A 26,639-nucleotide genomic window follows, 5' to 3' on the forward strand; every position below is an offset into this window, starting at 1 on the left:
ACGAACTCAAGATACCCAACCACGATGAGAATCATCGATACCCACTTGCACGCCATCGCTTCGGATACGACCACCTATCCGACCGCGCCCATCGGCGGGCAGCAATCCGATTGGTCACGCCAGCACCCCGTGGACGCTGCCGGTGTGCTGCGTGCCATGGACAAAGCCAACATTGCCAAGGCCGTCGTGGTGCAGGCGTCTACCGTCTACGGGCACGACAATCGCTATGTCGTGGATACAGTGCACGCGCATCCCGATCGCTTCGTCGGTGTGTATTCGATCGACGCGCTTGCCCCCGATGCGGTGGAACACATCGATCGCTGGCAGGCCGCGGGCCTCTCGGGTTTTCGCCTGTTCACCACCGGCAGCACCATGCCGGGTCAGTCGCAGTGGCTTGGCCACAAAGATTCTTACGCAGCATGGGCACATGCCGAAGCGCTGGGCATTCCCGTATGCCTGCAGATGACCATGCAGGGCTTGCCGGCGTTGCGCGCGCTGCTCGAACGCTTTCCGCGCACGCGGGTGCTGCTGGACCACTGCGCGCGGCCGGACCTTTCTGACGGCGCACCTTACAAGGCCGCCAGCGCCTTGTTCGACATGGCCACGTTTCCCGGCGTGTATCTGAAGCTGACCAACCGGACGCTTGCGGCAGCGGCGATGGGGCCATCGAGTCCTGCCGCATTTCTCGAGAAGATCATCGATGTATTCGGCGCCGGTCGCATTGCCTGGGGCTCGAATTTCCCGGCTGCCGAAGGCGCGCTGCACGAATTGCTGGAGGTTGCGCGCGTCGTGTTGCAAGACCTTGCTCAAGCCGATCGAGCGCTTATTTTGGGTGGCACGGCGGAAATCATCTACCCCGCGCTCAAGGCGGCGCGACCATGAGCGAGCCGACCGCACTGCACACGGTGCTGGCCTCTGCGTCGCTCGCAACGGCGCTCAGGCAGCAGGCGAATACATCGGACGTACGCTTTTCGTTCGCCGAGGTGTCCCCGGTGCACAAAGCGTTTGCGCCGATGGTGCGGCAGCAGGCTTACGATCTGAGCGAGCTGGCCGTCGTCACCTGCCTGCAGGCCATTGCCTATGAGCGACCGGTGGTGATGTTGCCGATCGTGGTGGCGTCACGCTTCCAGCGCGGCTGCCTGATCACGCGCCGTCAGCACGATGTCGTTTCGCCGCAAGCGCTGGCTGGCAAGCGCATCGGGGTCAGGTCGTATACGCAGACCACCGGTATGTGGATACGCGCGCACCTGTTGGAGGACTACGGTGTAACCGCCGACAGCATGCGCTGGTTGACGCGTGACCCCGCGCATGTGGAGCAGTACCGCGATCCCTCGTTCGTGGAGCACGACACTACTGGCAAAAGCCTGGTTCACCTGTTGCGCGACGGCGATATCGACGCTGCTATTTTTGGCAACGATCTGCCGGATGACGATGCATTCGCTCCGGTGTTTCCCGACGCGCGCGGCAGCGATCTGCAATGGTGGCAACGGCATGGTTTTGTACCGATCAACCACATGATGGTGGCCAGCCGCGAGACCTGTCATCGCCACCCGGCGGCCATCAGGGAGGCGTATCGCCTGATGAAAACGGTTGTTCAGCAAACGGCTGCGCCGGCCGGCCAGCCACGTATGACATTGGCAGGCTTTCGGCAGCTGGGCGCGCCACTGGCCTGGATCATCGACGCCTGCGTGGAACAGCGCCTGCTGCCGCGCAAACTGAGTTTCGAGGAGGTATTTGGCCCCGCGGAAAAACTGCTGGAGGGCCTGATTGACTGAGGGTTTGCGTTGACCTTCCGTTCCGATAGGCGACTACTCTTGAATACCGCGCTATACGACCAGACCACCGCCATGAGCAAGCCGGACCACCAGCCCCTGCTGCAGACGCGCCCGCGTCGCCCGTTCTATCGGGACCTCACCTTCCAGGTGGTGGCCGGGATGGTGCTCGGCGTGGCGGTGGGTGCGCTATGGCCGGGCCTCGGCCGGGAACTGAAGCCGCTGGGCGACATCTTTATCCGGCTCATCGAAATGGTGGTGGGTCTGATCATCTTCTGCACGGTCACGCACGGCATTGCGAGCGTGCGCGACCTGAGCAAGGTGGGGCGCATCGCGATCAAGGCGATTGTCTATTTTGAAGTGGTGACCAGCATTGCACTGGTGATCGGGCTGGTGACGATCAACCTGCTGCGGCCCGGCGTGGGCATGCATATCGATGCGTCGATGCTGCAGCATGCGCCCGCCGCCCAAAGTGCCGCGCCGATCGGTTTTGGCGAGTTCTTCGTGAACCTCGTGCCAATGTCCGCGTTCGGTGCGTTCGCGCAGGGTGACATCCTGCAGATCCTGGTGTTCTCGGTATTGTTCGCGTGCGGCCTGGCATCGATCGGCGAGAGAGCAAAACCGGTGCTGCAGGTGGTCGATGCGGTATCGGGCGGGTTGTTCTGGATCATCAAGATTGTGATGAAAATCGCGCCGATCGCCGCCTTCGGTGCGATTGCCTTCACGGTCGCGCAATTTGGTTTGAGCACGCTGCTTCCGCTGGGTGCGCTGATTGGCGAATTCATGCTGACCTGCGCGATCTTTTTCCTGCTGGTGCTCGCGCCGATAGCGCATTTCAGCGGATTCAACCTGCTCAAGCTGATGCGCTACATCCGCGAGGAACTGGTACTCGTGCTGGGTACCAGTTCCTCGGAAAGCGTGTTTCCGCAACTGACGGCCAAATTGACGCGCCTTGGTGTCAACGAATCGGTGGTGGGCATGGTGTTGCCGACCGCCTATAGCTTCAATCACGACGGTACGTGCCTTTACTTCGCCGCCGTGGCGGTGTTTCTCGCGCAGGCGACGGGAACAGCGCTGGGCTGGGAGCAGCAACTAGGGTTGCTGGTGATTCTGCTGGTCACTTCCAAAGGCGGCGCGGGCGTGTCCGGTTCGGCCATTGCCGTGTTGACCATGACGCTGGCGGCGACCAAGACCATTCCGGTCGGCAGCGTCGCCTTGATCCTGGGTATTCATCGCGTTTTGTCGGCTGCATTCGTCTTCACCAACATCGCAGGCAACTGCGTGGCGACCATCGTGGTCGGCCGTTGGGAAAAAGCAGTCGACACACAACAACTGAAGAGGGAGCTCGACATCGGCTATCGCATCGTCTGATCGATAGCCACCCATACATAACGACTCGCGCAGCCTACGAGCTTCGCGAAAGGGGAGGTTTTGTCCAATGCATCGGCTTTCTCTACGTAGTTCGCTTTACCTGTTGTTGTTGGCGACTGTGGGCGCTCACGCGCAGAGCGCCAGCACGGGCACGAATAGCGGCACGCTTGCCAATCCGTCCGCCATGCCGACGGATACGGCACTGCTGCATCCGCAACCGGCGCCGTCGCGTCCCGCGCTGGTTCAGAAGCTACTCAACGACGGCGTCAATGTGCGCATCAGCTTGATCGATCAATACGCCAGCAATCCCACCGGCGGCGTGCATCAAGGCCACACCAACGTCGGGCAGTTCAATTTCGGCGCGGATCTCGATCTCGGTCAAATGTTCGGTCTGACCGGTGGTTCGTTTCACTTCACCGTGTATCGCGATTACGGGCTGAGCTTGAACCACCTCGTCACCGGTACGTTCACCAAGCAACAGTACATCTACAAGAACCCGTACCCGCGTTGGCATCTTGGCCTGTTCGCCTACGAACAGAAATTGCTGAACGATCGGCTGGATATTCTGGTCGGCCGCCTGGGCGCGACGACGTTCTATGGGCACCTGGTTACCAACTGCCAGTTCCAGTCCGGCACGGTGTGCGGCGAGCCACGCATCATCGTTTCGGAAGCCGGTTTCAGTCTGCTGCCTTCGGCCACGTGGGGTACCAACATCAAATATCGGCCCACCACGCATACCTATGTGGAGACCGGTATTTTCGAGGTCAACCCAACGACCTCGGCCAGCAACGGACTGGATTTCTCAGTGGCTTCGGCGACCGGCTACACGGTTCCGGTCGAGTGGGCGTGGACCAACGCCGATGCGCAGGCCACGCGCTATCCGTTCGAGTTGAAAGCCGGTGCCTATGTCAGCAACGCACCGCTTAGCGATCCTTATTACAACACGCTCGGCCTCTCGCGCGGCTTGTACGGTGGAAAGCCGCTGGTCGATCACTTCGTTCGCGATGGTGTCTATCTGATGGGCGATCGCGTGGTGTGGCGGCCGGATGCGGATTCCTCGCGCCGGTTGAACGTGTTCGGCGGCATCGTGCAACAGCTCGAAGAAGCGGAGATCATGCGTCAGCAGATCTATACCGGCGTCGTCTTGACCGCGCCGTTTGCGAGCCGTCCGGATGACACACTGGGTTTTTCCGCTTCAGAATTCGAGCTGACCCCGGGCGAGCGCTATTACCTGCGCGATGCGCGCATCAAGGCGGGTGGAACGGGCACCAATGCCACGCACCAGTTTGCTTACGACCTGACCTACAGCCTGCATCTGGTGCGCGGTCTCGAATTGATGCCGAGCATTCAATACATCGTGCATCCGGACAACTCTGAGCTCCCCAACACCCCCGTATTGCCGAAGAACCTCCTGGTGTATGGCATCGGTGTGCGCATGGATATCGGTTACATGCTGGGTTTTCTTCGCGCGCCAGCGGGCGATTGAATCATTTGAGAAGTCATGCGAGCGGAAAAGTGGGACACAGTCGTTTAGTGTTTTTGTATTCCCGCGTGTTTCCGATGGAGCATGCAAAAACGATTTGCAATGCAAATGGGTAGAACGGAAAGCTCGAAAAGCCCCGCATTTTGTTCAACGCGATTGACGCGTCATTAACGATGCACATGTTTTAAGGGGCGCGATAACTGCCGATAACAAGCGGTTATCGCGCCATCTGGCAACAGCGTAACGCCACAGATACTTCCACGAGTGACTATCACCGGGGCTTTTATGCCCATCAAGGAGGTTTGCGATGCGCATACTTAATTTTCAAAGCAGATTGCACGCGCTTGGCTTTGGTCTGGCTGTCGTGCTGATTGGATTAGTCTCATCGCTCGTATCCACGTCTGCACATGCTCAAGGCTCATTTCCGCTAGCGTGTAATGGCCATACCAGCTCGACATTTTCACCTGGGCTCACTTATACGGAGCAATTGGTGACGTATTCCGATCACGAAGCGTGGGCGTGTACGCCTCCACTGAACGATTCGCAGCTTACGGGTGGATACGCTGAGGTCGTCAACGCTAATGGACTTTTTTCCTGCGATACGCTGTTCCTCCCGGGGAACGAAGATCGCGTAGTGACGTACAATTGGAACGATCAAGTGTCGTACAGCACGATTACCTACACGAACGCCACAGTGGTAAACGCATTGGGGCAAATAGTGATTACCGAAACCGGCACGGTTACGGCGGGAAACGGTTTGGGTAGTTCGGCAGTGCTGGTGACGACCGAATTCAGTAGTCTGTTGAACAATTGTGGAACGTCCCAAGGGCAGGAATCATTCGCCGGGCAGCAGACTCTGGCGATCACCGCTCTTTGAAAAAGGCATTGCCACATATGGGACACAATGGGCCGGCATTCGCCGGCCCATTGCTTTATGCAATGCATGCGCATTTACGTGCGCAGCTTTTCTGTCGGCCACTGATTGAACGCAAACACGTACATCATGATGATGTTGACCAGCGGCACGAAGATCAGCAGCGACCACGCGCCGTGGTAGCCCGCTTTGGAAACGATCTTCCAGGCAGGAATCACCGCCAGGATGCCCGCCAGCAAACCCACGAACGGATGCGGATACATAAGCCCTCACTTCCCCTCTGGCTCCCCATTGGAGTGGGCTTAGCTTAGCTCTAAAGCGAGGCGGTCAGGCTGCGTCTTCGGTGGGCCAGCGCGGCGTTTCGGTCTGCGCCAAAGCCATGGCCTGGCGACGAAGGCAGTCGTCCTGGATGCGTTCGGAAAGCAGGCACGGTTCGCCCATGCGGCATTGGGAACACGATTGGTTGTGCAGCATCAGCGCTGCGACGACGGATGTAGTCATGCTGGAACCCTCCTAGCTCCGGAAAACAAGTGGGAGCCCTGATAAGGCTATCGGTCCGAAGCGCCTTTTCTTGAATGCGTTCAGATGGCCCAGGTAGCGGCAGCGAGTATCCATCGCGAAGGGGGCGATATGCCGTAGCGGCTCAGGATTTCGTAAATCCGCTCGGTGACCCAGTCGTAGCGGTCGAGCGATACGCGATCGCGGATAGCATTGGCCAGGTCCAGGAATTGGATCCAGAACTCCGCACCCTGGTTGTCCTTCAGCAACTGCGGCACCGTGCGAGCCAGGTCGCCAAGCTGCAGTTCGATGTCTTTATCGGTCAGGCACACGGACACATGTCCTCGCGGGTTGGCCGGGGTGGAGTTACCCCAGTACCAGCGATGACGTTTGAGCGGCCTGATTTTGAAATGGCGCAGGGAGGTCGGGCGGCGCCTGGCCGCCAGACCTCCGATGGTCCGGTTTAATGGCCGTCCTCATGCGCATTGACCGCGTCCATCACCCGGGCCGAATACACCAGCGCCGCGCCTGCATTGAGGGCGATGGCCACGCCCAGTGCCTCGGCGATTTCCTCGTGCGTGGCGCCGTGTTTGAGTGCTTCACCGGTATGTACGGTGATACAGCCGTCGCAACGGGTGGTGACGGCCACCGCCAGCGCGATCAATTCGCGCGTTTTCGCGTCCAGGTGGCCGGTTTTCTGGCCGGCCTTGGAAAGGGTCTGATAGCCGGCAACGGTATCCGGGCTCAGTTTGCCGATTTCGCCGATGCGGCCCAGGAGTTCTTTGCGGTAATCGAGCCAGTCGAGCATGAGAAAGTCCTCGCGGTAAAAGGTGGCAGCGGGGGAGCGGTACCCGACTGCTTTTTGATGATGCGCTTTTGCGTGAGTGGCTGTATAGCCAACCGCTCGCTGTCCTTTCGCTGCTACCTGCGAGCCTGTAACACTCGCCGTCACACGCACGTCGATTCGCGCTTTGTCCGTCCGCATGCTTTCAATGGTACGTGGATGACGCGACCGGCCATGGAATGCCCACAAACGCGTTATGCCATCCTGCGCAAGGCTCTGATTCAGAGCACGATCGACCACCGTTCTGCCCCATCCACACAGGCTTATCGAGACATCTGCCATTGTTGGCCCGGGCAGGCGCCACGTATCATCGTCGAAAACAGCGGGAGTGAACTTAAGTGCTCGATAAGATCTCGACAGGCGTAGAAGGGCTGGATTGTCTTACCGGCGGTGGCTTCCTGCGAGGTTCGGCATACATCATTCAAGGGCCGCCGGGTGCGGGCAAGACCATTCTCGCCAACCAGTTTTGCTATGCGCATGTTCGCGCGGGAGGCCGCGCGCTGTATCTGTCGCTGCTGGCCGAATCCAGCGCGCGCATGCTCGCTTACGTCAGCCAGATGAGCTTCTTCGATCCGGACGTGGTGCCGGCGCGCATGGAATACATCAGCGGCTACGGCGTGCTTGAACGGGAAGGCTTGCCCGGTCTGCTCAAGCTGGTGCAGCACGAACTGCGCCGATTCGACGCCAGTGCCATGGTGCTGGACGGCACGTTTGTCGCGCAGTCGGTGGCGTCGGAGCAGGAATTCCGCTCGTTCATCCACACCTTGCAAGGCGTGGCGAATCTGGCCAACGCGGTGCTGGTCATGCTCACCCATCAGGCGCGTGAGGTGAGCAGCCCGGAGCACACCATGGTCGATGGCTGGATCGAGATCAGCAACGACATCGTGCGTTATCGTTCGGTGCAGTCGATCCAGGTGCGCAAACATCGCGGTGCGGCCATCCTGGGCGGCAAGCATCGGTTGCGTATCAGTGCGAGCGGCATCGACGTGTTTCCGCGCATCGAAAGCTGCCTCAGCGATGCGCCGCCACCGCCCCATCCAGGCACCACTGTCAGCACCGGTCTGGCGGAGTTCGACAAGCTTTTGGGCGGCGGCCTTCCATCCGAATCGGCAACGCTGGTCATGGGCCCGACGGGTTCGGGAAAAACCACGCTGGGCGTGTGTTTCTCCGCGCAAGCGTCGGCACAGGCGCCGGCGTTGCTGTTGAGTTTTTATGAAAGCCCGGCACGCCTGCGCGCACGCGCGCGGCAACTGGGTTTCGATCTGGATCGCCTGGCCGATCAGAATGTATTGCGTCTGCTGTGGCTGCCGCCGGCCGACCTCATTGTCGATGAAGTGGCGCATGGCATCGTGCAGCACGCCAAGGCGATCGGCGCCAAGCGCGTGTTTGTGGATGGCATCGTCGCGCTGCGTGATAGCCTGGTGTTTCGCGAACGCTTGCCTTATTTCATCAACGCATTGAGCCACCAGCTGCGCGAATGCGGAGCCACGGTGATGTACACACAGGAAAGTGCGGAAATGGAAGTCGATAACGTGATGCCCAACGACGAACTCTCCGCGATGGTCGATAATGTGATGGTGCTCAACATTTCGCGCCGCCGTCACACCGCGCAACGCTACATATCCGTCGTAAAGATGCGCGACAGGCATTTCGAACCGCGCATACAGCCGTTCCATATCGGGGAACAAGGTCTGTCGTTCGGTTTAGATCCCGCAGCCACCGACTCCGATCAGGTGGATTGACCCGATGCTACGAATTTTGTTGGTGGAGGACGACCCGGATGTTGCCGCGGTAACGCGCGGCATGCTTGAGTTTTGCGGCTATCACGTCACCGTGGCCAGCAACGGTCGCTATGGGCTGGACATCATCCGGCAGGAACAGCCCGAACTGATCGTTACCGACTTCATGATGCCGATGATGTCGGGCCTGGAAATGATCGAAAGGGCACAAGAGGCCGGTTATGAAGGTCCGGTCATTCTGTGCAGCGCAGTCCCGGAATCGCAATTTCCGCCACACCGCGCGCGCTACGATGCGTATTTGCAAAAACCCTACTACGTGGCGGCCTTGCTCGATGCGGTTGAGCGCATGAAGGATCGTGGCCGATAACGATCGGCATCGTTTTTGTTTGCCGTTGCCCTCAAACCAGCGCCGACACCTCGTCACACTTCGCGCTGCGCACGGCTCCATTCGATCAATTGCCGCACTTCCTCCGTCAGCGTGTCGACATTGAAAGGCTTGGAAAGCACGCTCATTCCAGCGGGAAGCTCGACGGAAGAGGGAGTCAAGGTCGTGTCGTAGCCGGTCATCAACAGCACCGGTACGTGCGGCTGTTTGCTGCGCACGGAGTTGGCGAGGCTGCGACCATTCACGCCAGGCAAGCCGATGTCGGTGATGATGAGGTCGAAGGGCTCGGCGGACATGGCAATCGATAAACCTTCCAGGCCATCCGACGCCACCGTGACGCTGTAGCCCAGCTTGCTGAGCACTTCATTGATTGCATCGCGCACCATGGGCTGGTCTTCCACCAGCAAGACGTGTTCGCCGCGCGCGCGATGGCCGCTTACGCTTGCCGGAGGTTCGCCGGGAGCCTGCATGGGGCCCCTGTAGCGCGGCAGCAGCAGGCTGATGCGTGTGCCTTCACCCAGCTCGCTCTCGATCACGCAATGGCCGCCGGATTGATGCGTAAAGCCATACACCATGGACAGGCCAAGCCCTGTTCCCTGGCCTACCGGCTTGGTGGTGAAGAACGGATCGAACACGCGCTCTTTGATGTGCGACGGAATGCCGGTGCCGTTATCGACCACACTGAGCTTGACGTAGTGGCCATCCGTGGCGAGCACGTTGAAGGCATCTGGATCCTCGCCCGTGACGTTGCTCGCTTCGATACACAGGCGCCCGCCATGGGGCATCGCGTCGCGCGCATTGATCGCCAGATTGAGAATCGCATTTTCAAGCTGGTTCGCATCGCAATGCGCGGGCCATAGATCCTCCGGCAGCGCGAACTCCAACGCGATGTGTTCGCCGATCGAATGCCGCAGCATCTCGCGCATGCTATCGACCAGTCCATTCACGTTTACCGCCTGCGGATCGAGCGTCTGGCGCCGTGCGAAGGTAAGCAGGCGCTGCGTCAGCACCGCGGCCCGCCGCACGCTGCCGAGCGCGTTTTGCAGGTGTTTGTCGGCCTGCGTGAAATGCTCGCGCTTGCCGATGATGTCCACCACCTCCAGCGAGCTGGAGATCGCCTGCAGGATATTGTTGAAGTCGTGCGCGATGCCGCCGGTGAGCTGGCCCAGTGCTTCCATTTTCTGCGACTGGCGAAACTGCGTTTCCATCTGGATCTTTTCGGTCATGTCGCGCATGAAGATGTTCATCAGCGGACCGGACGCCAGCGATAGCACGCTGGCGCTGAGTTCGGCGGTGAAGCGTCGCCCGGCGCGATTGGCTGCGATGAATTGATGTGTTTGCCGGCTCAGTTTGTGGGTCCACACCGACGCCAGCCAGGTTTGTGCGCTGTTGTCGTCGGACGGAAAGCACAAATCCGCCAGCGGTTTGCCAAGCACTTGCTCGCGCGACCAGCCGAACAGCTCGTGTGCCTGCGGATTCCATTCGATGACGCGGCCCGATTCGTCGATTTGCGCGAAGGCATCCAGTGCCGTATTCACGATGCCGCGGAAACGGCGCTCGCTCTCGAACAGCGCCAGCTCCGCGCTGCGACGTATGCTGGCATCGCGCGTGACCTTCGCAAAGCCGATGAGCTGGCCGTTGTCCAGCACCGGATCGATCACCACATTGGCCCAGAAGCGCGTGCCATCTTTGCGCACGCGCCACCCTTCCGCTTCGAAGCGCCCGTCGCGCATGGCGGTGGCCAATGCAAGCTGCGGTATGCCTGCGGCCCGGTCTTCCGGCGTGTAGAAATTGGAAAAATGGTGACCGATGATTTCCTCGGCACGGTAGCCTTTGATCTTTTCCGCGCCGCTGTTCCAGCTCGCCACGTGGCCGGTCGTGTCCAGCATGAAGATGGCGTAGTCGGTAACGCTGCGCACCAGCAGCTCGAAATCGCGCCCCGAGCGGGCCAGGGTCGCGGCCATCGTTGCCTGGTGCGTATGTGCGTGGCTCGGTTGTAGTGCGGCTTGCGATGGTTCCAGCAGCAACTGCGAGTGTTTGTGGCCCGACAGATCCATCAACACGTTGATGCCACCGATCAATTCGCCCTGCGCGTCGAACAACGGCGTGGGAAACGGTAGGAAGGGCACGCGCGTGCCGTCGGGGCGTTCGGCGATGGCCTCCATATTGCGTACGGGGCGACGTTCGCGCAGTGCTACCGCCATGGGGCATTGCTCGTGCGGTAGCGGCGTGCCATCGGGCAGGAGGAGTCGCCACGTCACGCACCACATATCGCCGATGGCGGGCGTGCGTCCGGCAAACGCAACCGACGCTTTGTTGAAATACGTGATGCGTCCTTGCGCGTCGGTCGTGTACACGGCAACCGGCAATTCGTCCAGCAGACCTTGCCCGGACAGAACAGCGTTGACGGCTGCTGTGGATGGAATATCTCTCAACACACCAGAAGCCCTTGGAGCAGTGGTTACAAACCCATGGAAGCAGTATCCGTGAAAGAATCGTGAGCGCCGATTTCCTTACGGACCGCAGGGAGTTTGCCAAAAAAAGCTGGAGCTTGGCAGCCTACTGCATGTGTTCGCGCGCTTCACCCAGGCATTGTTCCAGCGCCGTGTTGAGCGTGGCGACAATGTGCTGACCCAGCTCGACATAGGTTGTTGCGCGTGGATGACGTTCACGCTTGCTGCAACCGGCCAGCAGGTCAGTGCCGGCATAGCCCTCGGCGTCGAGGCGATGGGCGAACAAGCAGGCCCTGGGTGCGTCCAGGAACACCTGGAGCTGCACGCACGCTCGGCTGGACAGGTCTGCCGACGCGGTGGGAGCGATGAAAATGGCTAGCGCGCGGCTGCCTTTGCGGCGCAGATGGCGCATGGATTCTTCCAGTTCCACGATCAGCACGTGGTCCTCGGGCACATCCAGGTCGCGCAGCAGCACGCCTTCGATTTCGGCGGCGGCTTTGCGTGCCTCCATTTCGATGCGTCCCAGGAAGCCCAAGCGCAATTCCTGCCGGGTATAACGCAGCGGCATGGTGGAGACCTGGGTGTCGTCCTTGCGCACGATCCAGGAATGGTTGACGCGCTCGAACGAAATGCCGGCTTCCTCGTAGGTTTGCCGGCAGTTTTCGGCACTGATGCCAGCGTGGGCGGCCCAGGCAGCTTTGAGGTAGGCAAGGTTGGGCCGCGCGCTGATCATGCAGGTCTCCGGGATGGGCCGCGCGTTGGCGAGGCTTGTCCAGGCTATCGGCGTGCGGAGCGGAAACTTCAGTCTGCAGCCAGTTCGGAAAGCGTGGCGGCCCGCCCCCTCCTCTACGTGCAGTAGGGGAGGGCTGGGGTGGGGTGAAGCCATCTCGCGGAGAATGGCAACCATGCCGCAAGGGCGAACAACCCCCACCCCCACCCTCCCCTGTAAGCAGGGGAGGGTGTTCAACTGCGGCATTTGTTGGTGGCTCAGTGCGCGGGCAGCTTTAGCGCCTGTGCAACGTCGGAGGCGGCGGTATAGGCATCGCCCGTGGGCTGATCGGCATAGCGCTGGGTGCCGTGGTTCCACGCATCGCCCATCGCGAACCAGTCGATGGGCTTGGGCGCGGTGCCGGTGCGCAGGGCATCGTCCAGCGTGTGGAAGTAGGTCTGCCAGCGCAGGCGGTAATAGTCGCGGGTGAGGCCGGCCCAATCTTTGTTGCCGTAGTCGTGCAGGCTGGCACCTTCGCTGGCTTTGCGCTCGCCCCAGGTGGTGAGAATGGAACGGGCGTCATAGTCGAGCCGGGAGCGCTCGTCGGGCGTCGATGCCCATGTCTGCACGCGCGTCAGCCATCCCCCGACGAGGAAGAAGCGGTTGGTGCCGAGCAGTCGGTCTTGCAGGTCCATCAGGTGCAGCCAGCGCTGGGTGAGTGCTGCAAAGCCCGCGCGATCGTGCTTGTCGTAGGCAGCCTTGATCTGTGGCAGCAGCAGGCGGCTTTCATTAGCCAGCGTCTGGCGTGCGATATCCACCAGGTCGTAGCGATAGGTTTCGCTGTCGCGCAGGGCAGGGGCGACTTGCAGCATCTGCGGCAAGGCTTGCCTGAAGGCCGCGGCGCTGTAGCGCATGGCTTCGGGCGACCAATTCGATGCGCGGTTGACGGTAAGGCTCGGCTGCGCGTCGAACAGCGACTCCTGCGCCGCATCGCGTTCGCTGTTGAACACGATCTGGTCGATCTGGATGTCATACGCCGTATGCAGCAACACCGTCCACGCGGCTGATGCGTGCGGATCGGCCGCGCCGTAGCGGCGCCGCACGTAATCGGCCGTCCATGCCGCCGTATCCACCGGTTCGCTGCGCCACGCCATTTCGGTGAACAGGTCGAAGGCGAACGGATTGGTATCCATGCCTTCGGTAAACACCGCAGTGCCGGACATGTTGTCGTTGATACGACCGAGGCGTTGCAGGCGTTGGGTGATGTTGCGGAGGTTTGCGCCCAAGGTGGTGCGTCCGCCGAATTCCCAGATGCCGCCGAATAGAAAGGGAGCGTCCTGAAAATCCTTCTGGCGATTGTCGCGCGGCACCCGATCGTGATCGATATCGATGATCAGCACATGGTGGCGATCTACGCCGGCAAGCAGGTCCTGGCGCGGATTGCCTTGCCAGGCGAGCATCATCCAGCGCGCGCCGGGATGCGCGGCCAGCAAGGCTTGTTGCACGTCGCGTGCGGCTTGCGGAACCGGCACATTCCCCGCCTCACCGCCTTCCTGAAACACTTCCATGTCGTAGATGCTGCTGTCGCCGAACAGCTCGCGCTGGTGGCGGTAGAACGCAGCAGCCAGTTTCGCGAACATCGGATCGCGCGGATCGAGCCAGCCCGGCCGCGTAAAACCGGCCCATTCGCCTTGCGGCACGACATGTGCCTTGGGAAATCTGTGCTGGAAATCGGCCGGCACAATGCCGTAGAAACCGGGCAATACCGGCGTGATGCCCAACTCACGCAAGCGCGCGATGATCTGCTGCGCGGATGCCGCGCGCTGCTGCATCAACGTGGTGCTGATGGGGCCGTTGAAGCAGCACAGATTACCCATCAATTGCCAGTTCTGATGGGCCGGTTGGGTGATCCACTGGCGGATCTCCTGATCCGAATAGCCGACGTCGCGAAACGTCCGGTACAGCACGCTATCCATGCCGCGCTCGATCAATACCGCGTTGATGCCGGACAGCGCCAGTACGTCGATTTCGCGCTGCCAGCGCGGCCAATCCCAGTAGGGTGCGGTATAGCCGTCGACGTTTTCGTTCAACGCATAACGGTACGCATACGGCGTCTGTTTTTCGATCACCGCGGTGGGCAACGGAAACGGCGCATCGCCCACGCGATCGCCATTAGGGGAGATCTGCACCTGCGCGACGTATTTCAGATACCAGTTCACCCCAAACAGCAAGGCGCTGGGCGTGCTGCCTTCGACCTTGATGTGCCCGTTTGCGCGGCTGATGCGAAAGCGTTCGTGACCGCTTGCAGCGGTCAGTGCGCCCAGTTCGAATTGCTGTGCCTGATGGGGAAGCAGGCGCGTGAGCACGGCCTGTTCCGGTGCGGTGTCGAAGGCAGGCTTCTCCGCAGCATGTGTCGCCCATGGTGTCGCCATCAACAGTGCAACGGCGCCCAGCCAGGGACGAAGCGGGCGCATCTCAGTCCGGATCGGGCTGCTTTCGCAGCATGATCAGATTGCGCAGGAAGATGGCCAGCGTCACCGCTTCGCCGATGATGAACACCGCTTCGCGCTGATGGATCGCATAGCTCAACAAGATCACGCCACCGGCCACGCTCAGATACCAGAACGAGGGTGGAATAAGGCTCTGGCCGCGCGCTTCGCTGTACAGCCATTGCACCAGAAAGCGCGCGCCGAACAGCACCTGTCCGATCAGGCCCGCGCCGATCCATAGGGTCTGGGGGCTTAGCGACACGTGATTCTCCGGGAGACGTGCGGGCGCTGCGGCTGCGCTGAGGAGGTCGCCATGGGCGTGTGGATGCTCATGAGGCCAGCCCTGAAGATTCGGTGGCCGGTTCCTTCCGCGGGCGCCGGCGCAGGTGCAGGTTGCGCACGTAGATCAGCAAGCCGCCGGCCTGGCCCACGATGAAGACCGGATCCTTCTTGTAGCAGGCATAGCACAGCAGCAGCAGCGCGCCGATGATGCTGGCGTACCAGAACGCCATCGGCACCACGCTACGCCGCTTGATCTCGCTATAGACCCACTGCAGCAGGAAACGGCCGGAAAACACCGCCTGACCGATCAGTCCCAGCACAAGCCAGGCGTTGTTAAGCATGCCCATTCAGGTTACTCAAAAGGCCGGAACAGGGGTTCCGGCGGAAAATGTCACAGTTGAACATGTGAACTATAAGGCAGGGGCGAGGGTGCCGTCTCGCCCGTAAAATGGCCCGATCGCCAAAAAGGAGCGAAGAATGACCGGGCAAGGCAAGGTGAAATGGGGTGTTCTTGGGGTTGCCAATATCGCCGTGAAGAAGGTTATCCCGGCCATGCAGCTCGGTCGGGACGGCAGCATCGTGGCGATCGCCTCGCGCGATCTGGGCAAAGCGCACGCCGCGGCGCGCGCTTTGGACATCCCCAAGGCCTACGGTTCCTATGAGGAGCTCCTCGCCGACCCCGAGATCGAAGCGATCTACAACCCTTTGCCGAATCATCTGCATGTGCCCTGGTCGATCAAAGCGGCCGAGGCCGGCAAGCACGTCCTGTGCGAAAAACCGATCAGCCTGACGGTGGCCGAAGCGAAGACGCTGCTCGCCGCGCAGCAACGCACTGGCGTGAAGATCGGCGAAGCGTTCATGGTTTGCACGCATCCGCAGTGGCTGCGCACGCGCGAGCTAGTGCGTTCGGGTCACATTGGCACGCTCAAGACCATCATGGGCGCCTTCAGTTATTTCAATCGAGACCCCGGCAATGTTCGCAACGTTGCTCAATGGGGCGGTGGCGGCTTGATGGACATCGGTTGTTATCCGATTACCACTTCACGCTTCATTTTTGGCGAAGAGCCCACGCGCGTCATGGGTTTGATCGAACGCGATCCAGAATTCAAGGTGGATCGGCTCGCTTCGGCGATATTGGATTTTCCATCCGGCCAATCGATTTTTACCTGCAGCACGCAAATGACACCCTATCAGCGCATGCAGTTCTTGGGCACGACGGGGCGCATCGAGATCGAAATCCCTTTCAATGCGCCGCCCGATCGCCCGACGCGGCTTTTTATCGATGACGGTCGCGACGTTTTCGGCGGTGGCATCACTACCGAGACGCTGCCGGTCTGTGATCAGTACACCATTCAGGGCGATGCTTTTTCGCGCGCCATCCGTGGCGACGGCGACGTGCCAGTTTCGATGGACAGTGCCATAGCGAACATGGCCGTTATCGAAGCGGTGTTTCGCTCGGCCGAATCCGGAAAGTGGGAAAAACCCTGACTGTTGGCCCTGGACCGCATGCCGGGCATGGCCTACCCTGCATCGGCTGATGTGTTGTTTTCCCACGCTGCCGCGAGGACGTCATGAAATTCCTGGTCATGATTTACAACGACGACAATCTGCTCGATGCGCTCGCCCCCGGCCAATACGACAGCATGATGCACGGGTGCTTCAAGCATGCCGACGAGCTGCGTGCTAAGGGTCATCTGCTCGACTCGATGCAGCTGGGGCCGCCGACGAAAACGAAAACGGTGCGCGTGCGCAACCAGCGCACCACCGTGATCGATGGGCCTTATACGGAAGCGCGTGAGTACCTGGGCGGTTTCAACCTGATCGAAGCGGCCGATATCGATGAGGCCGTACGCATTGCGCAGACCTTTCCGTGGGCGGCAACCGGGTGCATCGAGGTGCGGCCGGTGCATGATATTCAGGCGGAAAGGGAGCGGGTCGGGGCCTAGGGCGTCTGCTGGTTCTGCGCATTGCCGCGCTTGCCCGCAAAACTTCATCTCGCCTCACCGTCTCCGGCCTTCGCCGGAATGACGATGAGGCGCGGTTGGAATGACACTAAGGCAGCGATTGAATGACGGGGCCAGAGTTTGCCCCTATGGCGCGAATGAGCCACTAACCCCCCGTAAGCTCCTTCTGCTCCTCATCCAGCGGGAGCACCTCATCGAAGATGGTGTAGTCGATGATATTCACCCCATCGTCATCTCTGCGCACCAGATCGATGAAGCGGTAATTCCAGCGCACATCCTTGATGGCCCATTGGTGGCGCGCCATCATCGATTGTGACGTGGTTTCATCAGTGCCTTCGATGGTAAGCAACAGCGTCGCCTCGCTCGCTTCCAGGCTTTCAGGCGAAACGCCATACAGCGGGCTGCTTTCGTCGATGACGTGCATGATGTTCCAGCTCAGCATGAAAATCGGATGCTGGTCGCGCACCAGGTCCAGATCGATGATGCGGCGGATGTGAAAGCCTTCCGGCGATGCATACATGCTCAGCAAGTGCAGCTTTGCGGACGCTTGCGCGATCAGGTTCAATCGCATGTTGGCGGCGCGCATCATCAAGGTTTGCTTGCCATCGATCATGCGCACGATGGGGTGTTTGCCGAACAGAATCTTGGCGCGGGGCCGCGAGAAGCGCGCGAAAATCAGGCCGGTGAACACGGCGATGTTACCCATCCCCAGGATGATTTCCCCCGTGGCCACCACGTGCGTGTAGACCGACTGCGGATGCATGTCACCGTAGCCTACGGTGGCGAGCGTTTCCACGCTGAAGAAAAACGCACCGGCCAAGCCCTTCGGAAATTGATTGGCGATGCCATTCGGGTCGACCTGGTAGATCATCGCGAACAAAGCGTTGAAGATCAGGAATACGCTGATCGCGAAGCCAAAGAACGCCGGCCAGCTCATGGTCAGCGCGCGGTGGTAGAAGTCGTCCCAGAAGCGCTCGTTCAATCCTTCGGAAACGAAGGGATGCCCGCCGATCTGCACGACACGAGGTCGCCGCAGCAATGAGACCACCCGCTTGCCGTTCATGGTGAAAACCCCGTCGATGCCGTGCAGGGATTGTAGCGCCCAAGCGCGCCGCGGCCATGCACCCGGGGCGCCGGAGCGGTAAACTTGCCAGTCCATTGCGAGGAGCGCACATGCTCAAGCTCATTGGCTTCGACGGCGACGACACGCTCTGGCATAGCGAGGGTTATTACCGCCAGGCCAGCGCACGCTTCACCGAGATCGTCGCCCACTACGTGGACGTGGGTGACAGCCACGTGCAGGCCAGCATGCTGGCTACCGAAAAGCGCAACCTGAAACTGTTCGGCTACGGTGCCAAAGGCATGACGCTGTCGATGGTGGAGACCGCCATCGCGATTACCGAAGGGCGCATTTGCGCCACGGATATCCATCAACTGGTTGAAATCGGCAAGACGATACTGCAACACCCGGTGGAACTCTTGCCCGGCATACGCGATGCCGTGGCTGCCGTGGCCGAACACCATGACGTCGTGCTGATCACCAAGGGCGACTTGTTCCACCAGGAAAAGAAAGTGGCGCAGTCGGGCATGGCCGATGTGTTTCATCGGATTGAAATCGTGTCCGAAAAAGATACGGCCACCTATCGCCGTGTACTCGATGAATTCTCGCTGGAGCCTGCGCAATTCGCGATGGTGGGCAACTCGCTGCGCTCGGACATCGAGCCGGTGATTCGTCTGGGTGGCTGGGGCGTGCACATGCCTTACCACGTGACGTGGGCGCACGAACTGGAAAACGGCCTGGGCGAAGCGGATGCACCACGCATGCTTACCGTTGACGAGCCTTCGGCGATTCCTGCCGCCATCGCGCAACTGGCACAGCGCGCCGCGTCCTGAGCGAAGCATGCTTACGTCACGCCACATCCAATGTCCTTATTGCGGAGAACGCGTCGAGATTCTGGTGGATGCCTCAGCGGGTGATCAGCAGTACATCGAGGATTGCCAAGTGTGTTGCCGGCCGATCAGCATCGCTGTGTGGGTGGGAGCGGATGACGAGGTGCAGGTGAGTGTGGCGGGAGAGGACGAGGTCTGATTCGCCGTGAATGGCTCCCTCCCCTACGTGCAGTAGGGGAGGGTTGGGGTGGGGTGAAGCGTCCACTCTCGCGGTGAATGTGTGCTTGCGGCAAGCGCGTGCGACGCCACCCCGGCCCTCCCCTGCAAGCAGGGAGGGAGTAAGTCAGCACAAGGCGGCCGATTCCACGATGGCGACTCCTAATCGCTCAAGCGTCGCGCGCGTAGTCTCATCACTTTGCGGCGTTACCGGACGCGTGAGATCCCACACCAGATGCGCGCGAAAGCCCGCCATCAGCGCATCCTGCACCGTCCATAGCACGCACACCTCCCGCGCCAGCCCCACGGCATAAATCTCGCTCACGCCACGCGCCCGCAGCCATCCGGCCAGGCCAGTGCTGGGACGCTGGTCGTCTGGGCCGTGGTTTTCGTGGAAGGCGCTGTAGGAATCCACATCCGGGCGATTGCCTTTGCGCAGGATCAGGTCCACCGGCGACCAATCGATGCCCGGGTGAAGCGCTGCACCGGGCGTACCCTGCACGCAGTGGTCGGGCCACAAGGTTTGCGGATGACCGTAGAGTTCGATCTGCTGAAACGGGCGATAACCCTCATGCACGCTGGCGAACGAAACATGCCCGCGCGGATGCCAATCCTGAGTGGCCACGCTCTGCCGGAACAGGCCACGGCGCAGCAGCCGATCGATGCCGGGCACAATGGCATCGCCTTCGTGGCAGGCAAGCGCGCCACCCGGCATGAAATCCGGTTGCACGTCGACAAGGATCAGCGCGGCGTTGGGGTGCATCGAAAAGCCCCGGCAGAGTGATCGCAAGATTCCACAGCGAATCGCCGGCATAATGCAAGCGTCATCTTCAAACAGGCGGGAACGGCTGATGCATTACGATCAATCGTGGATGGGCTATGGACTGGTGGGTGGCCTGGAAGCGGGCGGCATCAGCGCGGTCGTGGCATTGTTGGTGTACTTCATCGTTTACGCTTTCGGCCGCAAGCAGGGCTGGAGCCCGCTGCGCATGATCGCCATCGCCTTCCTGGTTTCACTGCTGCTCACCGCCAGCGGCGACATGTGGGACCTGATCTATTTCAACTATGCGCCGATGAATTCGCTGCAGTATCTGAAAGCGCGCCTCGCGCAGGTGCACGATCCGGACAACATCGGCCAGCGCGTATTTTGGGAAATGATCGGCGCGCTGGTGGGTGCCGGCCTGGGGTGGATTTTCCGCGGCGGGGATTGGCGTGGTGCGTTGCGCGGCGATTGACCACGTTCTTTAAGCCGTCGCCCCGGCGAAAGCCGGGGCCCAGGGTCTTTTGCTTTTAAGCCGCTGACACCGGCTTTGTTCGCTCCTCAAGACCCGGCACATTCACGTGCCCTCTTCATGTACGTGGTGACGACGGGGGCTATAAAATCGGATCGAACAACCGCGCCACATGCATCGCAAGCCGCCGCGCGTACGATGCGCTGCCATATTCCTCATGCGTAATCAGCACCGCCCGCTCGAAATCATCGAGCAACATGCGCTCGACATCTTGAGCAAACGCACGATCCACGTTCAACGCACCGATCTCGAAGTTGAGCCGGAATGACCGGTTATCCAGATTCATGCTGCTGACGCACGCCGTATCGTCGTCGACCAGAATCACCTTCTGATGCATGAAGCCCGGTTGGTAGCGATAAATGCGAACGCCTGCTTCGATCGCACTATTGGCATGCAGGGTGGACGCAAGGAAAACCGTGTGATGGTCGGGACGTGAGGGTAGCAGTACGCGTACGTCCACGCCGCGCAGCACGGCCAACCGCAGCGCCGACATGACGGCCTGATCCGGCACGAAATAAGGCGTGGTGATCCACAGTCGCTTGCAGGCGGCATTGATGGCGACGGTGAAAAGCAGCGAGCAGCTTTCCTGCGGATCGGCCGGGCCGGTGGCCGCGATCAGCGTATACGCTTCCCCTTGCGCAGGGCGCGGCGGCAACATCGGCGGCAATTCGCCGGTCACCCAATGCCAATCCACGGCAAAGCTGCGCTGCAGATCCAGCACCGCTGGCCCCGCCAATTGCAGATGGGTATCGCGCCAGGGCGAAAGTGGCGATTTCAAACCAAGGTATTCGTCGCCCACGTTCAAGCCGCCGAGAAAGCCCAGCCAGCCATCCACGACAACAATCTTGCGGTGATTGCGGAAGTTGAGCTGAAAGCGGTTGGGGCGGCGCTGCGTGGCAAAGGGATGGATGCCGACCCCGCCCTGTTGCAGCGCTTCCACATAATGGCCGGGTAGCGCGTGGCTGCCGATGCCATCGAACAAGACGAACACGCGCACGCCCGCCGCCGCGCGTTCCAGTAACGCCTTTTGCATGCGACGGCCAATGCCATCGTCATGGAAGATGAAAAACTGTACGAGGATGCACGTCTGGGCCTGCGCAATCGCGTCGAGCATGGCCTCGAACGCAGCATGCCCATCGATCAGCAATTTCAGTTGCTGGCCGGAATGAAACATACCGTTCACCATCTGCGCAAGGGCGCCATAGCGCTCGCATGAGGGCGGTATGCCGGCACGCTCGCCATCCTGCGATGCTTGCGAAAGGCGTTGCCGATGCGCGCGATGCAAGGTCACATAGCCGGAGAAATGGCTGCGCCCCAGATACAGGTACGGCACCAGCGTCACATACGGCAGCAGCGCCAGACCCAGCGCCCATGCGAACGCACCTTGCGGCGTACGCGTATGCATGACCGCATGCATGGCGGCGAGAACGCCGGCCACATGCAGCAAGAAGGCGAGCAGAGGGAGCAGGTGCGAAAGGCTCATGGCGCGCGCTTCGAATCCTTCTCCCGGCGGGGATGTTTTGAATGAAGCGCAGTCTTGCGGAGATGCGTCATTGGCACAAGGCGTTCGAGCCTTTCGCCTTGCGCCGTTTCGCTTACGGGGCGAGCAGATGGTCGGCCAGTTGCCGCGCCTGCTGGCGAACTTCCGGCATGGCGGTGGACTCCCACAGCGTGCCGCGCAGCATGCTGCCCATCGCGAAAAATCGCGGCCACGCCTGACCGTCGTGCACGATCCGGCCATCGGGCATGGCCTGAAGGCCCAGGCCGAAGGGATCGGGACGGATATGCCCGTTGGTAACCAATTGCTGCAGAAGGGTGTGTTGCGTGCGGCGGATATCGGTATCCAGTCCGGTGCTCTGGATGATCAGGTCCGCATCCAGCGTGTGTTCCTGCGTTGCACCTTTAGGCAGGTAATGCATCTTGAGGCCGCGCTCGGTCGGCGCGACACCATGCAGGTGTCCAGTGAGACGTTGCAGTCGACCTTGTTTTTCCAATTCCATGATGGCCTGTGCGACTTGCGGTGGCATGCGATGCCGTGAGCGCTCCCATGCCCAGCGTGCATGGCGCAGGAAGCGTGCGCGATCGGCCTGTGGCAGCAGCAACCACAGCGCCTGCGTTTGAGGGCGCAGACAATCGATCACGCGGCGCCAATCGTCGGTATGCGTGACCGCTTCGCGCAATAGATGCATCCACGTGCGGATGTCGGGTGCGTCGCGCATCGATTCGATCAGTTCATCGCCGTCTTCGAACGGCAGCGCTGCACTGGCTTGATGCACTTGCGGCAGCAAGCCGTGACGCGAGAGCGCCGTGAAGCGCGCGTTCGGCCACACCGCGGCCAATTCGATGATCACGTCCACCGCCGTCAAACCAAGACCGATGACCACCACGTGATGCGCTTGCGTATCGGGCTTGGCATCGTTGAGCAACAGCCACGGCGCGGTCACATAACGACCGCTTGCCAGCGCGGCCTCATCCACCTGCGCAAGCGGGCGCGCAGGCAGCGTGCCGAGTGCGAGCACGGCAGCCTCGACGGTAGTGGTGGTTTCCCCTTGGAAGATGGTGACGCCGCTGTTTTCGGGCACCATCGCATCCACTTCATACGGCACGATGCGAACGTCGTGACCGTTTTCTTTGGCACGCGTCAGCGCGCTGGCGGTTTCCGCTTCGAGATATTCGCCATACCAACAGCGCGGCAGGAAGTCCGTGCCGGAAATGCTGGGATCGCGCTTTTGCATGTATTGGAGAAACCCGCCCGGACGGCTGGCGAACATGCCCATCGAGGCCGCACGCACATTGAGCAGATGACGTTCCGAACGTGTACCGTACGCCACGCCGCGACCAGGCGTGCCGCCACCGGTGTACCAATCCAGATGCAACGGCTGCGGCAGCGGACGCTCCAGCAATTCGCTGAGCAGCGTAGCGCCCGCGGCGCCGCCGCCAATGATGGCGACGCGTCGAAACATGTCACTCCTTAACCGGTTGGATGAAGCTTGATATCAGACGCGCAGAGGCCCGGCAATCCGCGCACGTTGCGGCGCGCCCCGCCAGAACGGCTCGGATTGGGTTTGCGCGTAACTGGCGTAGTCATCCAGATCGCCGCCGTAGACATGCAGCGTCAGCGCCGTTTCGTGGCGCGAGAGATTGCGGCAACGATGCATGTAGGGCGGGTCGGCGTCGAACCACGTTGCATCGCCCGGCCCCAGCCAGTCACGTCCGCGCAAATGCCATGGCTCGGACGTGGATGCGCGCGACCACGATTCCACCTCGAGCGCGCCGTACAAACTCAATTCAATGCCCCACAAGCCGGCATGATCGTGCGACGGCGAACTGTAGCCAGGCGGCCACGCCATCACCAGCACACTCGCGCCGGGACGCGCACGACGCGCGAGCAGCCAACGCTCAAAGCCCCGGTTGCGCACACGCAAATCGCGCAGGCCATGCCCAAGCGCCTGCGCATCGCGATGTACGATGGCACCTAATTCGCGCGCAAGCGAAGCAAGATCCGGATTTTTTTCGAGCGCGTGTGCAAGTGCACTATCACGTAAAGCCTTGAGACTATTTCGGTATGTACGCATAGGATTCGTAAGCAGACCGGGATGGCCCGCAGTGGAGCATGCACCGCGTTAAATGGTCGTAAGAGGCCGTAGACGGACGCTACCCCGGAGCGGGCGACTATGACTTCCGAGGCATGAAGGTAGGGCGGCATCGGCCTATGCTTAAGACGTGTCAGGCGGCGGTGTGTAAAGCGCAGACGATTTATTAAACCTTTGTGCTGCGTAGCGCATCAGACAGGAATGACGGATGTCGGAGGAACGGACATGATCGAGTTAATGGCAATCGTGGTAGTGGTCGGCATGCTGTGGGTGATCGGCTCGGTGATTGGCCTGATCTTCAAGCTGGTGTTCGGCCTGGTCGGTGGTCTTTTCGGCCTGCTCGCAGGCGCACTGGGATTGGTCATTGGCGGCGTGGTGATGTTGTTTGTGTTGCCACTCATCGCGCTGTCGTTGCTGCCGGTGATGTTGCCTGCGATGCTGCTGTTCGGCTTGGTCTGGGCGATCGTGCACGTTGCGCGCCGTTCGTCCGCCACACCGGTATCGCGCTGATATCTTCACTATCGAAACCTGACCCGGCGACATCCAGCCGGGTCAGGCTTTGCGCATTTTTTACATTTCTTGCAGTGCAAAAGTGACCGGTACGCGTGCCCACGCTTTCACCGCATGGCCGTCGATCACCGCGGCTTGAAATTGCCAGCTCGCCAGCACCTGTTCGCGTGCACTCTTGTCCAATAACGGATAGCCGCTGCCGTGTTCGATCACAACATCGATCGGCTTGCCGTTTTCATCCACCAATACGCGTAACAGCACGGTGCCCTGCATGTGCATGCGCATCGCCTGGATCGGGAATTTGAGCGGCGAAGAACGATAGGTCAGCGATACCACGCCCGGTGCTACCGACGGCGGCGCGACGTTGGACGGCGGTGCGACGACTGGTTTGGCGTCGTGCGAAGGCTCGATGATGGGTGACGTGGTATCTATCGGCGCTACCACGTGTTGCACCTGCGTAATCGGTATGTGCACGGGCGCGGGTGCAGGGACTGGCTTCGTAAAGGGTTTGACCACGATGTCTGGCGGCGGGTGCGGCAGCGGTGGCGGTTCGACGAAGTCGATCGTGGTGGGTCGTGCGGATGCGAAGACGTCTGCGATCTTCGGCGCCAGCGGACGCAGCGCGAAGACGAGCGCGGCAAGGTTGAGGGAGATGGCCGCGCTGAGCGCGGTAACACGCACCATGTCCGGGTGCGCACGACGAACGACAGCCAGGCTTGCGGACGACATACGACGACCTCCTGACGCGACGATGTAGGTTGTATGCAGCGGTTGCGCGACGTGTGGGGACACGTGGGGATCGCGGCCGATGCGGCTTCAGCCTATGCCGGCTTTCCGGGTTTGTGCAATAGCCGTCCAAATTGTGTGAAAAAACAGCAACTTTTTCACCGTCGATGCACGCCGGCGCCATGACAGTGCCTGGACCCCGGGCCACCGGGGTGCACACGGATGTGATGGGGATACCTATTCGGGGATCGTCCTGTTTCATGCTTCACCTCGAGCGGTGAAAAACCCTTCGTTTGCGAAGGAGCGCGTTCACTCACCTTCGAAGAGGGATACGCGAATCATGAAACCATCCATTCAATCGTTCAGATCGTGGAAGGGCGCATGCGCGCTTGTCGTCATGGCCGTATTGGGCGTGTGCGGTGTGACGCAGGCTGCCGATAGCGCAACCACGTTTACACCCAAGGCAGTGGCTGACTTCAACAGCAACGTGCGTCCGCAAGGCGTGCCCACCGATTATCTGGTGACGCCGAACGGTTTTTTCTCGCCTTCCTGCGTGCAGCGGATCAATGAGGGCGAAACGCTGCATGCCGATGGCCGCATCGAAGCGGCGGATGGCAGCGTGCGCATGGCCGCTGCCTGCACGCAAGCACACTATCGTTTCGATGGCACGCGCGTGGAACCCAACGGCAGTTTCTTCATGTCGCCGGTCCAGGCACGCGCCAAGCCCACCATCAATGGCTGGGTGGAAGACGCCAACTATGAAAGCTCGGTCAATATCGGCAAGATCGTCGCGACCTGGACGGTGCCCAGCACGCCGACCAACCAATCCGGGCAGACCGATTATTTCTTCCCTGGCTTGGAACAGAACGACTCCAACCCGGAATCCATCCTGCAGCCGGTGTTGGGCTATGACGCGTTCAGCGGCACGGTGTGGACGCTGTCCAGTTGGAATTGCTGCGTCAGCGGCACCACGTATTACAGCGGCCCGATCAATGTAAACGTGGGCGACACCATTCTCGGCACCACGCAATGCAAAGCGGCCAACAGCTGCAGCACATGGACCATCACGTCCAAGGACGTGACCAGCGGTAAAAGCACTACGCTCAGCACCGATCCTTACGGCAATCTGCTGTGGGTGTTCGGTGGCGTCATGGAAGTGTACGGGGTGAGCAGCTGCAACCAATTGCCCGCCAGTTCGCCGTTGAAGTACTCGAGCATCGGCGTCTACAACACCAGTTTCAGCCAGATATCCAACCCGCCGTGGGGAGCGGATTACCCGGTCGGCGCTACCTCGCCGCAGTGCAGTTACAACGTATCGACGACCTCCAGTAGCGTCACCTTGACCTACTGATCGATACCGGCAGCCTCCCCGCTGGATTCCGGCGGGGAGGCTTTTTGCGGGCAAAAAAAGAACCCCGCGGGGGTGCGGGGTTGCAGGATTAACGGACATCGGGGAGGCGATGTCCGTGGTGGTCATGTTCGTGAAAGCGGTCTTGACGAGGCGTGCAAGCCACGTGATGACGATCTTCACGAAATGAGAGTTGTGACC

General features: G+C 60.8%; 29 protein-coding genes. 14 read left to right on the forward strand and 15 right to left on the reverse strand.

Features of this window, described 5'->3' with window-relative positions; all coding sequences use genetic code 11:
* Positions 1-24: 24 nt before the first annotated feature.
* The 5 genes from DWU98_RS06590 (at position 25) to DWU98_RS06610 (ending at position 5,503) form a co-directional block, all read left to right on the forward strand.
* The gene (locus tag DWU98_RS06590) at positions 25-882 is read left to right on the forward strand and encodes an amidohydrolase family protein (RefSeq protein ID WP_115494718.1); all 858 of its coding nucleotides are present in this window, start codon (positions 25-27) and stop codon (positions 880-882) included.
* On the forward strand, positions 879-1,775 hold the full coding sequence (locus tag DWU98_RS06595; RefSeq protein WP_115494719.1) for a PhnD/SsuA/transferrin family substrate-binding protein: 897 nt from the start codon (positions 879-881) through the stop codon (positions 1,773-1,775). Before DWU98_RS06590 ends, DWU98_RS06595 begins: the two co-directional genes overlap by 4 nt.
* A gap of 39 nt (positions 1,776-1,814) precedes the next feature.
* Positions 1,815-3,143 (forward strand): cation:dicarboxylate symporter family transporter, encoded by a 1,329-nt coding sequence (locus DWU98_RS06600; protein ID WP_230474734.1) that lies wholly within the window; start codon positions 1,815-1,817, stop codon positions 3,141-3,143.
* A 67-nt stretch (positions 3,144-3,210) separates the two neighbouring features.
* The gene (locus DWU98_RS06605; RefSeq protein ID WP_115494720.1) at positions 3,211-4,629 is read left to right on the forward strand and encodes a carbohydrate porin; all 1,419 of its coding nucleotides are present in this window, start codon (positions 3,211-3,213) and stop codon (positions 4,627-4,629) included.
* A 487-nt stretch (positions 4,630-5,116) separates the two neighbouring features.
* Complete coding sequence (locus DWU98_RS06610; RefSeq protein WP_147293242.1) at positions 5,117-5,503, forward strand: hypothetical protein; 387 nt, start codon at positions 5,117-5,119, stop codon at positions 5,501-5,503.
* A gap of 74 nt (positions 5,504-5,577) precedes the next feature.
* Here DWU98_RS06610 and DWU98_RS06615 read toward each other — a convergent pair whose 3' ends face one another.
* The 4 genes from DWU98_RS06615 to DWU98_RS06625 form a co-directional block, all read right to left on the reverse strand.
* Positions 5,578-5,763, reverse strand: coding sequence for a DUF805 domain-containing protein (locus DWU98_RS06615; RefSeq protein WP_115494722.1), 186 nt, complete (start codon positions 5,761-5,763; stop codon positions 5,578-5,580).
* A 64-nt stretch (positions 5,764-5,827) separates the two neighbouring features.
* Positions 5,828-6,001 carry a hypothetical protein gene (locus DWU98_RS21920; RefSeq protein ID WP_158544997.1) on the reverse strand — a complete coding sequence of 58 codons (174 nt, stop codon included), beginning with the start codon at positions 5,999-6,001 and terminating at the stop codon, positions 5,828-5,830.
* Positions 6,002-6,081: 80 nt separating this feature from the next.
* The gene (locus DWU98_RS06620) at positions 6,082-6,330 is read right to left on the reverse strand and encodes a hypothetical protein (protein WP_115494723.1); all 249 of its coding nucleotides are present in this window, start codon (positions 6,328-6,330) and stop codon (positions 6,082-6,084) included.
* Positions 6,331-6,461: 131 nt separating this feature from the next.
* On the reverse strand, positions 6,462-6,806 hold the full coding sequence (locus DWU98_RS06625) for a carboxymuconolactone decarboxylase family protein (protein WP_115494724.1): 345 nt from the start codon (positions 6,804-6,806) through the stop codon (positions 6,462-6,464).
* 374 nt (positions 6,807-7,180) lie between these two features.
* On the opposite strand from DWU98_RS06625, the gene DWU98_RS06630 reads away from it, so the two are divergent.
* Together DWU98_RS06630 and DWU98_RS06635 are read left to right on the forward strand one after the other, a co-directional pair.
* Entirely contained in the window at positions 7,181-8,584 is a 1,404-nt protein-coding gene (locus tag DWU98_RS06630; protein WP_115494725.1) for an RAD55 family ATPase, read from the forward strand.
* 4 nt (positions 8,585-8,588) lie between these two features.
* The gene (locus DWU98_RS06635) at positions 8,589-8,948 is read left to right on the forward strand and encodes a response regulator (protein ID WP_115494726.1); all 360 of its coding nucleotides are present in this window, start codon (positions 8,589-8,591) and stop codon (positions 8,946-8,948) included.
* Positions 8,949-9,001: 53 nt separating this feature from the next.
* Here DWU98_RS06635 and DWU98_RS06640 read toward each other — a convergent pair whose 3' ends face one another.
* From DWU98_RS06640 to DWU98_RS06660, 5 genes are all read right to left on the reverse strand, one after another.
* Complete coding sequence (locus tag DWU98_RS06640; RefSeq protein WP_115494727.1) at positions 9,002-11,404, reverse strand: PAS domain S-box protein; 2,403 nt, start codon at positions 11,402-11,404, stop codon at positions 9,002-9,004.
* A gap of 121 nt (positions 11,405-11,525) precedes the next feature.
* Entirely contained in the window at positions 11,526-12,152 is a 627-nt protein-coding gene (locus tag DWU98_RS06645) for a hypothetical protein (RefSeq protein ID WP_115494728.1), read from the reverse strand.
* A 254-nt stretch (positions 12,153-12,406) separates the two neighbouring features.
* Positions 12,407-14,602 carry an alpha-N-acetylglucosaminidase gene (locus DWU98_RS06650; protein ID WP_230474735.1) on the reverse strand — a complete coding sequence of 732 codons (2,196 nt, stop codon included), beginning with the start codon at positions 14,600-14,602 and terminating at the stop codon, positions 12,407-12,409.
* A gap of 1 nt (position 14,603) precedes the next feature.
* Positions 14,604-14,879 (reverse strand): lipid-A-disaccharide synthase N-terminal domain-containing protein, encoded by a 276-nt coding sequence (locus DWU98_RS06655; protein ID WP_115494729.1) that lies wholly within the window; start codon positions 14,877-14,879, stop codon positions 14,604-14,606.
* A gap of 67 nt (positions 14,880-14,946) precedes the next feature.
* Positions 14,947-15,240, reverse strand: a complete 294-nt coding sequence (locus DWU98_RS06660) for a lipid-A-disaccharide synthase N-terminal domain-containing protein (RefSeq protein WP_115495079.1) — start codon at positions 15,238-15,240, stop codon at positions 14,947-14,949.
* Between the two features lie 136 nt (positions 15,241-15,376).
* On the opposite strand from DWU98_RS06660, the gene DWU98_RS06665 reads away from it, so the two are divergent.
* Together DWU98_RS06665 and DWU98_RS06670 are read left to right on the forward strand one after the other, a co-directional pair.
* The gene (locus tag DWU98_RS06665; protein WP_115494730.1) at positions 15,377-16,387 is read left to right on the forward strand and encodes a Gfo/Idh/MocA family protein; all 1,011 of its coding nucleotides are present in this window, start codon (positions 15,377-15,379) and stop codon (positions 16,385-16,387) included.
* 83 nt (positions 16,388-16,470) lie between these two features.
* A complete protein-coding gene (locus DWU98_RS06670; protein WP_115494731.1) occupies positions 16,471-16,845 on the forward strand; it encodes a YciI family protein in 375 nt (124 codons plus the stop codon).
* Between the two features lie 163 nt (positions 16,846-17,008).
* On the opposite strand, the gene DWU98_RS06675 is transcribed toward DWU98_RS06670, so the two are convergent.
* Positions 17,009-17,926, reverse strand: coding sequence for an ion channel (locus tag DWU98_RS06675; protein ID WP_115495080.1), 918 nt, complete (start codon positions 17,924-17,926; stop codon positions 17,009-17,011).
* A 110-nt stretch (positions 17,927-18,036) separates the two neighbouring features.
* Here DWU98_RS06675 and DWU98_RS06680 point away from each other — a divergent pair, with 110 nt between their 5' ends.
* Entirely contained in the window at positions 18,037-18,756 is a 720-nt protein-coding gene (locus DWU98_RS06680) for an HAD family hydrolase (protein ID WP_115494732.1), read from the forward strand.
* A 7-nt stretch (positions 18,757-18,763) separates the two neighbouring features.
* Positions 18,764-18,952, forward strand: coding sequence for a CPXCG motif-containing cysteine-rich protein (locus tag DWU98_RS06685; protein ID WP_115494733.1), 189 nt, complete (start codon positions 18,764-18,766; stop codon positions 18,950-18,952).
* Between the two features lie 144 nt (positions 18,953-19,096).
* Here DWU98_RS06685 and pncA read toward each other — a convergent pair whose 3' ends face one another.
* Positions 19,097-19,732 carry a bifunctional nicotinamidase/pyrazinamidase gene (gene pncA, locus DWU98_RS06690; RefSeq protein ID WP_115494734.1) on the reverse strand — a complete coding sequence of 212 codons (636 nt, stop codon included), beginning with the start codon at positions 19,730-19,732 and terminating at the stop codon, positions 19,097-19,099.
* 88 nt (positions 19,733-19,820) lie between these two features.
* Here pncA and DWU98_RS06695 point away from each other — a divergent pair, with 88 nt between their 5' ends.
* Positions 19,821-20,204, forward strand: a complete 384-nt coding sequence (locus DWU98_RS06695; protein ID WP_115494735.1) for a hypothetical protein — start codon at positions 19,821-19,823, stop codon at positions 20,202-20,204.
* Positions 20,205-20,343: 139 nt separating this feature from the next.
* Here DWU98_RS06695 and cls read toward each other — a convergent pair whose 3' ends face one another.
* The 3 genes from cls to DWU98_RS06710 all read right to left on the reverse strand — a co-directional run bounded on the left by cls (position 20,344) and on the right by DWU98_RS06710 (position 23,836).
* Positions 20,344-21,744, reverse strand: a complete 1,401-nt coding sequence (cls, locus tag DWU98_RS06700) for a cardiolipin synthase (RefSeq protein WP_115494736.1) — start codon at positions 21,742-21,744, stop codon at positions 20,344-20,346.
* A gap of 112 nt (positions 21,745-21,856) precedes the next feature.
* Positions 21,857-23,224, reverse strand: coding sequence for an FAD/NAD(P)-binding protein (locus DWU98_RS06705; protein WP_115494737.1), 1,368 nt, complete (start codon positions 23,222-23,224; stop codon positions 21,857-21,859).
* A gap of 33 nt (positions 23,225-23,257) precedes the next feature.
* Positions 23,258-23,836, reverse strand: coding sequence for a cysteine dioxygenase (locus tag DWU98_RS06710; RefSeq protein ID WP_115494738.1), 579 nt, complete (start codon positions 23,834-23,836; stop codon positions 23,258-23,260).
* Between the two features lie 243 nt (positions 23,837-24,079).
* On the opposite strand from DWU98_RS06710, the gene DWU98_RS06715 reads away from it, so the two are divergent.
* The gene (locus DWU98_RS06715) at positions 24,080-24,364 is read left to right on the forward strand and encodes a hypothetical protein (RefSeq protein ID WP_115494739.1); all 285 of its coding nucleotides are present in this window, start codon (positions 24,080-24,082) and stop codon (positions 24,362-24,364) included.
* A gap of 60 nt (positions 24,365-24,424) precedes the next feature.
* Here the strand turns inward: DWU98_RS06715 and DWU98_RS06720 are convergent, their stop codons facing one another.
* The gene (locus DWU98_RS06720) at positions 24,425-25,093 is read right to left on the reverse strand and encodes an energy transducer TonB (RefSeq protein ID WP_115494740.1); all 669 of its coding nucleotides are present in this window, start codon (positions 25,091-25,093) and stop codon (positions 24,425-24,427) included.
* Between the two features lie 337 nt (positions 25,094-25,430).
* Here DWU98_RS06720 and DWU98_RS06725 point away from each other — a divergent pair, with 337 nt between their 5' ends.
* Entirely contained in the window at positions 25,431-26,441 is a 1,011-nt protein-coding gene (locus DWU98_RS06725) for a hypothetical protein (protein WP_147293243.1), read from the forward strand.
* Positions 26,442-26,639 lie beyond the last annotated feature (198 nt).

Origin of the sequence: Dyella monticola (assembly GCF_003363155.1) — a bacterium.
Lineage (GTDB): Bacteria > Pseudomonadota > Gammaproteobacteria > Xanthomonadales > Rhodanobacteraceae > Dyella_B > Dyella_B monticola.

What these genes read in the sequence shown, in the direction of transcription:
- DWU98_RS06705 (WP_115494737.1), bottom strand. Translation starts at nt 23,224, where the DNA reads ATGTTTCGACGCGTCGCCATCATTGGCGGCGGCGCCGCGGGCGCTACG.
- DWU98_RS06590 (WP_115494718.1), top strand. Translation starts at nt 25, where the DNA reads ATGAGAATCATCGATACCCACTTGCACGCCATCGCTTCGGATACGACC.
- DWU98_RS06715 (WP_115494739.1), top strand. Translation starts at nt 24,080, where the DNA reads ATGATCGAGTTAATGGCAATCGTGGTAGTGGTCGGCATGCTGTGGGTG.
- DWU98_RS06615 (WP_115494722.1), bottom strand. Translation starts at nt 5,763, where the DNA reads ATGTATCCGCATCCGTTCGTGGGTTTGCTGGCGGGCATCCTGGCGGTG.
- DWU98_RS21920 (WP_158544997.1), bottom strand. Translation starts at nt 6,001, where the DNA reads ATGACTACATCCGTCGTCGCAGCGCTGATGCTGCACAACCAATCGTGT.
- DWU98_RS06725 (WP_147293243.1), top strand. Translation starts at nt 25,431, where the DNA reads ATGAAACCATCCATTCAATCGTTCAGATCGTGGAAGGGCGCATGCGCG.
- DWU98_RS06625 (WP_115494724.1), bottom strand. Translation starts at nt 6,806, where the DNA reads ATGCTCGACTGGCTCGATTACCGCAAAGAACTCCTGGGCCGCATCGGC.
- DWU98_RS06595 (WP_115494719.1), top strand. Translation starts at nt 879, where the DNA reads ATGAGCGAGCCGACCGCACTGCACACGGTGCTGGCCTCTGCGTCGCTC.
- DWU98_RS06695 (WP_115494735.1), top strand. Translation starts at nt 19,821, where the DNA reads ATGCATTACGATCAATCGTGGATGGGCTATGGACTGGTGGGTGGCCTG.
- DWU98_RS06685 (WP_115494733.1), top strand. Translation starts at nt 18,764, where the DNA reads ATGCTTACGTCACGCCACATCCAATGTCCTTATTGCGGAGAACGCGTC.
- DWU98_RS06670 (WP_115494731.1), top strand. Translation starts at nt 16,471, where the DNA reads ATGAAATTCCTGGTCATGATTTACAACGACGACAATCTGCTCGATGCG.
- DWU98_RS06675 (WP_115495080.1), bottom strand. Translation starts at nt 17,926, where the DNA reads ATGAACGGCAAGCGGGTGGTCTCATTGCTGCGGCGACCTCGTGTCGTG.
- DWU98_RS06645 (WP_115494728.1), bottom strand. Translation starts at nt 12,152, where the DNA reads ATGATCAGCGCGCGGCCCAACCTTGCCTACCTCAAAGCTGCCTGGGCC.
- DWU98_RS06660 (WP_115495079.1), bottom strand. Translation starts at nt 15,240, where the DNA reads ATGCTTAACAACGCCTGGCTTGTGCTGGGACTGATCGGTCAGGCGGTG.
- DWU98_RS06665 (WP_115494730.1), top strand. Translation starts at nt 15,377, where the DNA reads ATGACCGGGCAAGGCAAGGTGAAATGGGGTGTTCTTGGGGTTGCCAAT.
- DWU98_RS06605 (WP_115494720.1), top strand. Translation starts at nt 3,211, where the DNA reads ATGCATCGGCTTTCTCTACGTAGTTCGCTTTACCTGTTGTTGTTGGCG.
- pncA (WP_115494734.1), bottom strand. Translation starts at nt 19,732, where the DNA reads ATGCACCCCAACGCCGCGCTGATCCTTGTCGACGTGCAACCGGATTTC.
- DWU98_RS06710 (WP_115494738.1), bottom strand. Translation starts at nt 23,836, where the DNA reads ATGCGTACATACCGAAATAGTCTCAAGGCTTTACGTGATAGTGCACTT.
- DWU98_RS06680 (WP_115494732.1), top strand. Translation starts at nt 18,037, where the DNA reads ATGCTCAAGCTCATTGGCTTCGACGGCGACGACACGCTCTGGCATAGC.
- cls (WP_115494736.1), bottom strand. Translation starts at nt 21,744, where the DNA reads ATGAGCCTTTCGCACCTGCTCCCTCTGCTCGCCTTCTTGCTGCATGTG.
- DWU98_RS06720 (WP_115494740.1), bottom strand. Translation starts at nt 25,093, where the DNA reads ATGTCGTCCGCAAGCCTGGCTGTCGTTCGTCGTGCGCACCCGGACATG.
- DWU98_RS06650 (WP_230474735.1), bottom strand. Translation starts at nt 14,602, where the DNA reads ATGCGCCCGCTTCGTCCCTGGCTGGGCGCCGTTGCACTGTTGATGGCG.
- DWU98_RS06635 (WP_115494726.1), top strand. Translation starts at nt 8,589, where the DNA reads ATGCTACGAATTTTGTTGGTGGAGGACGACCCGGATGTTGCCGCGGTA.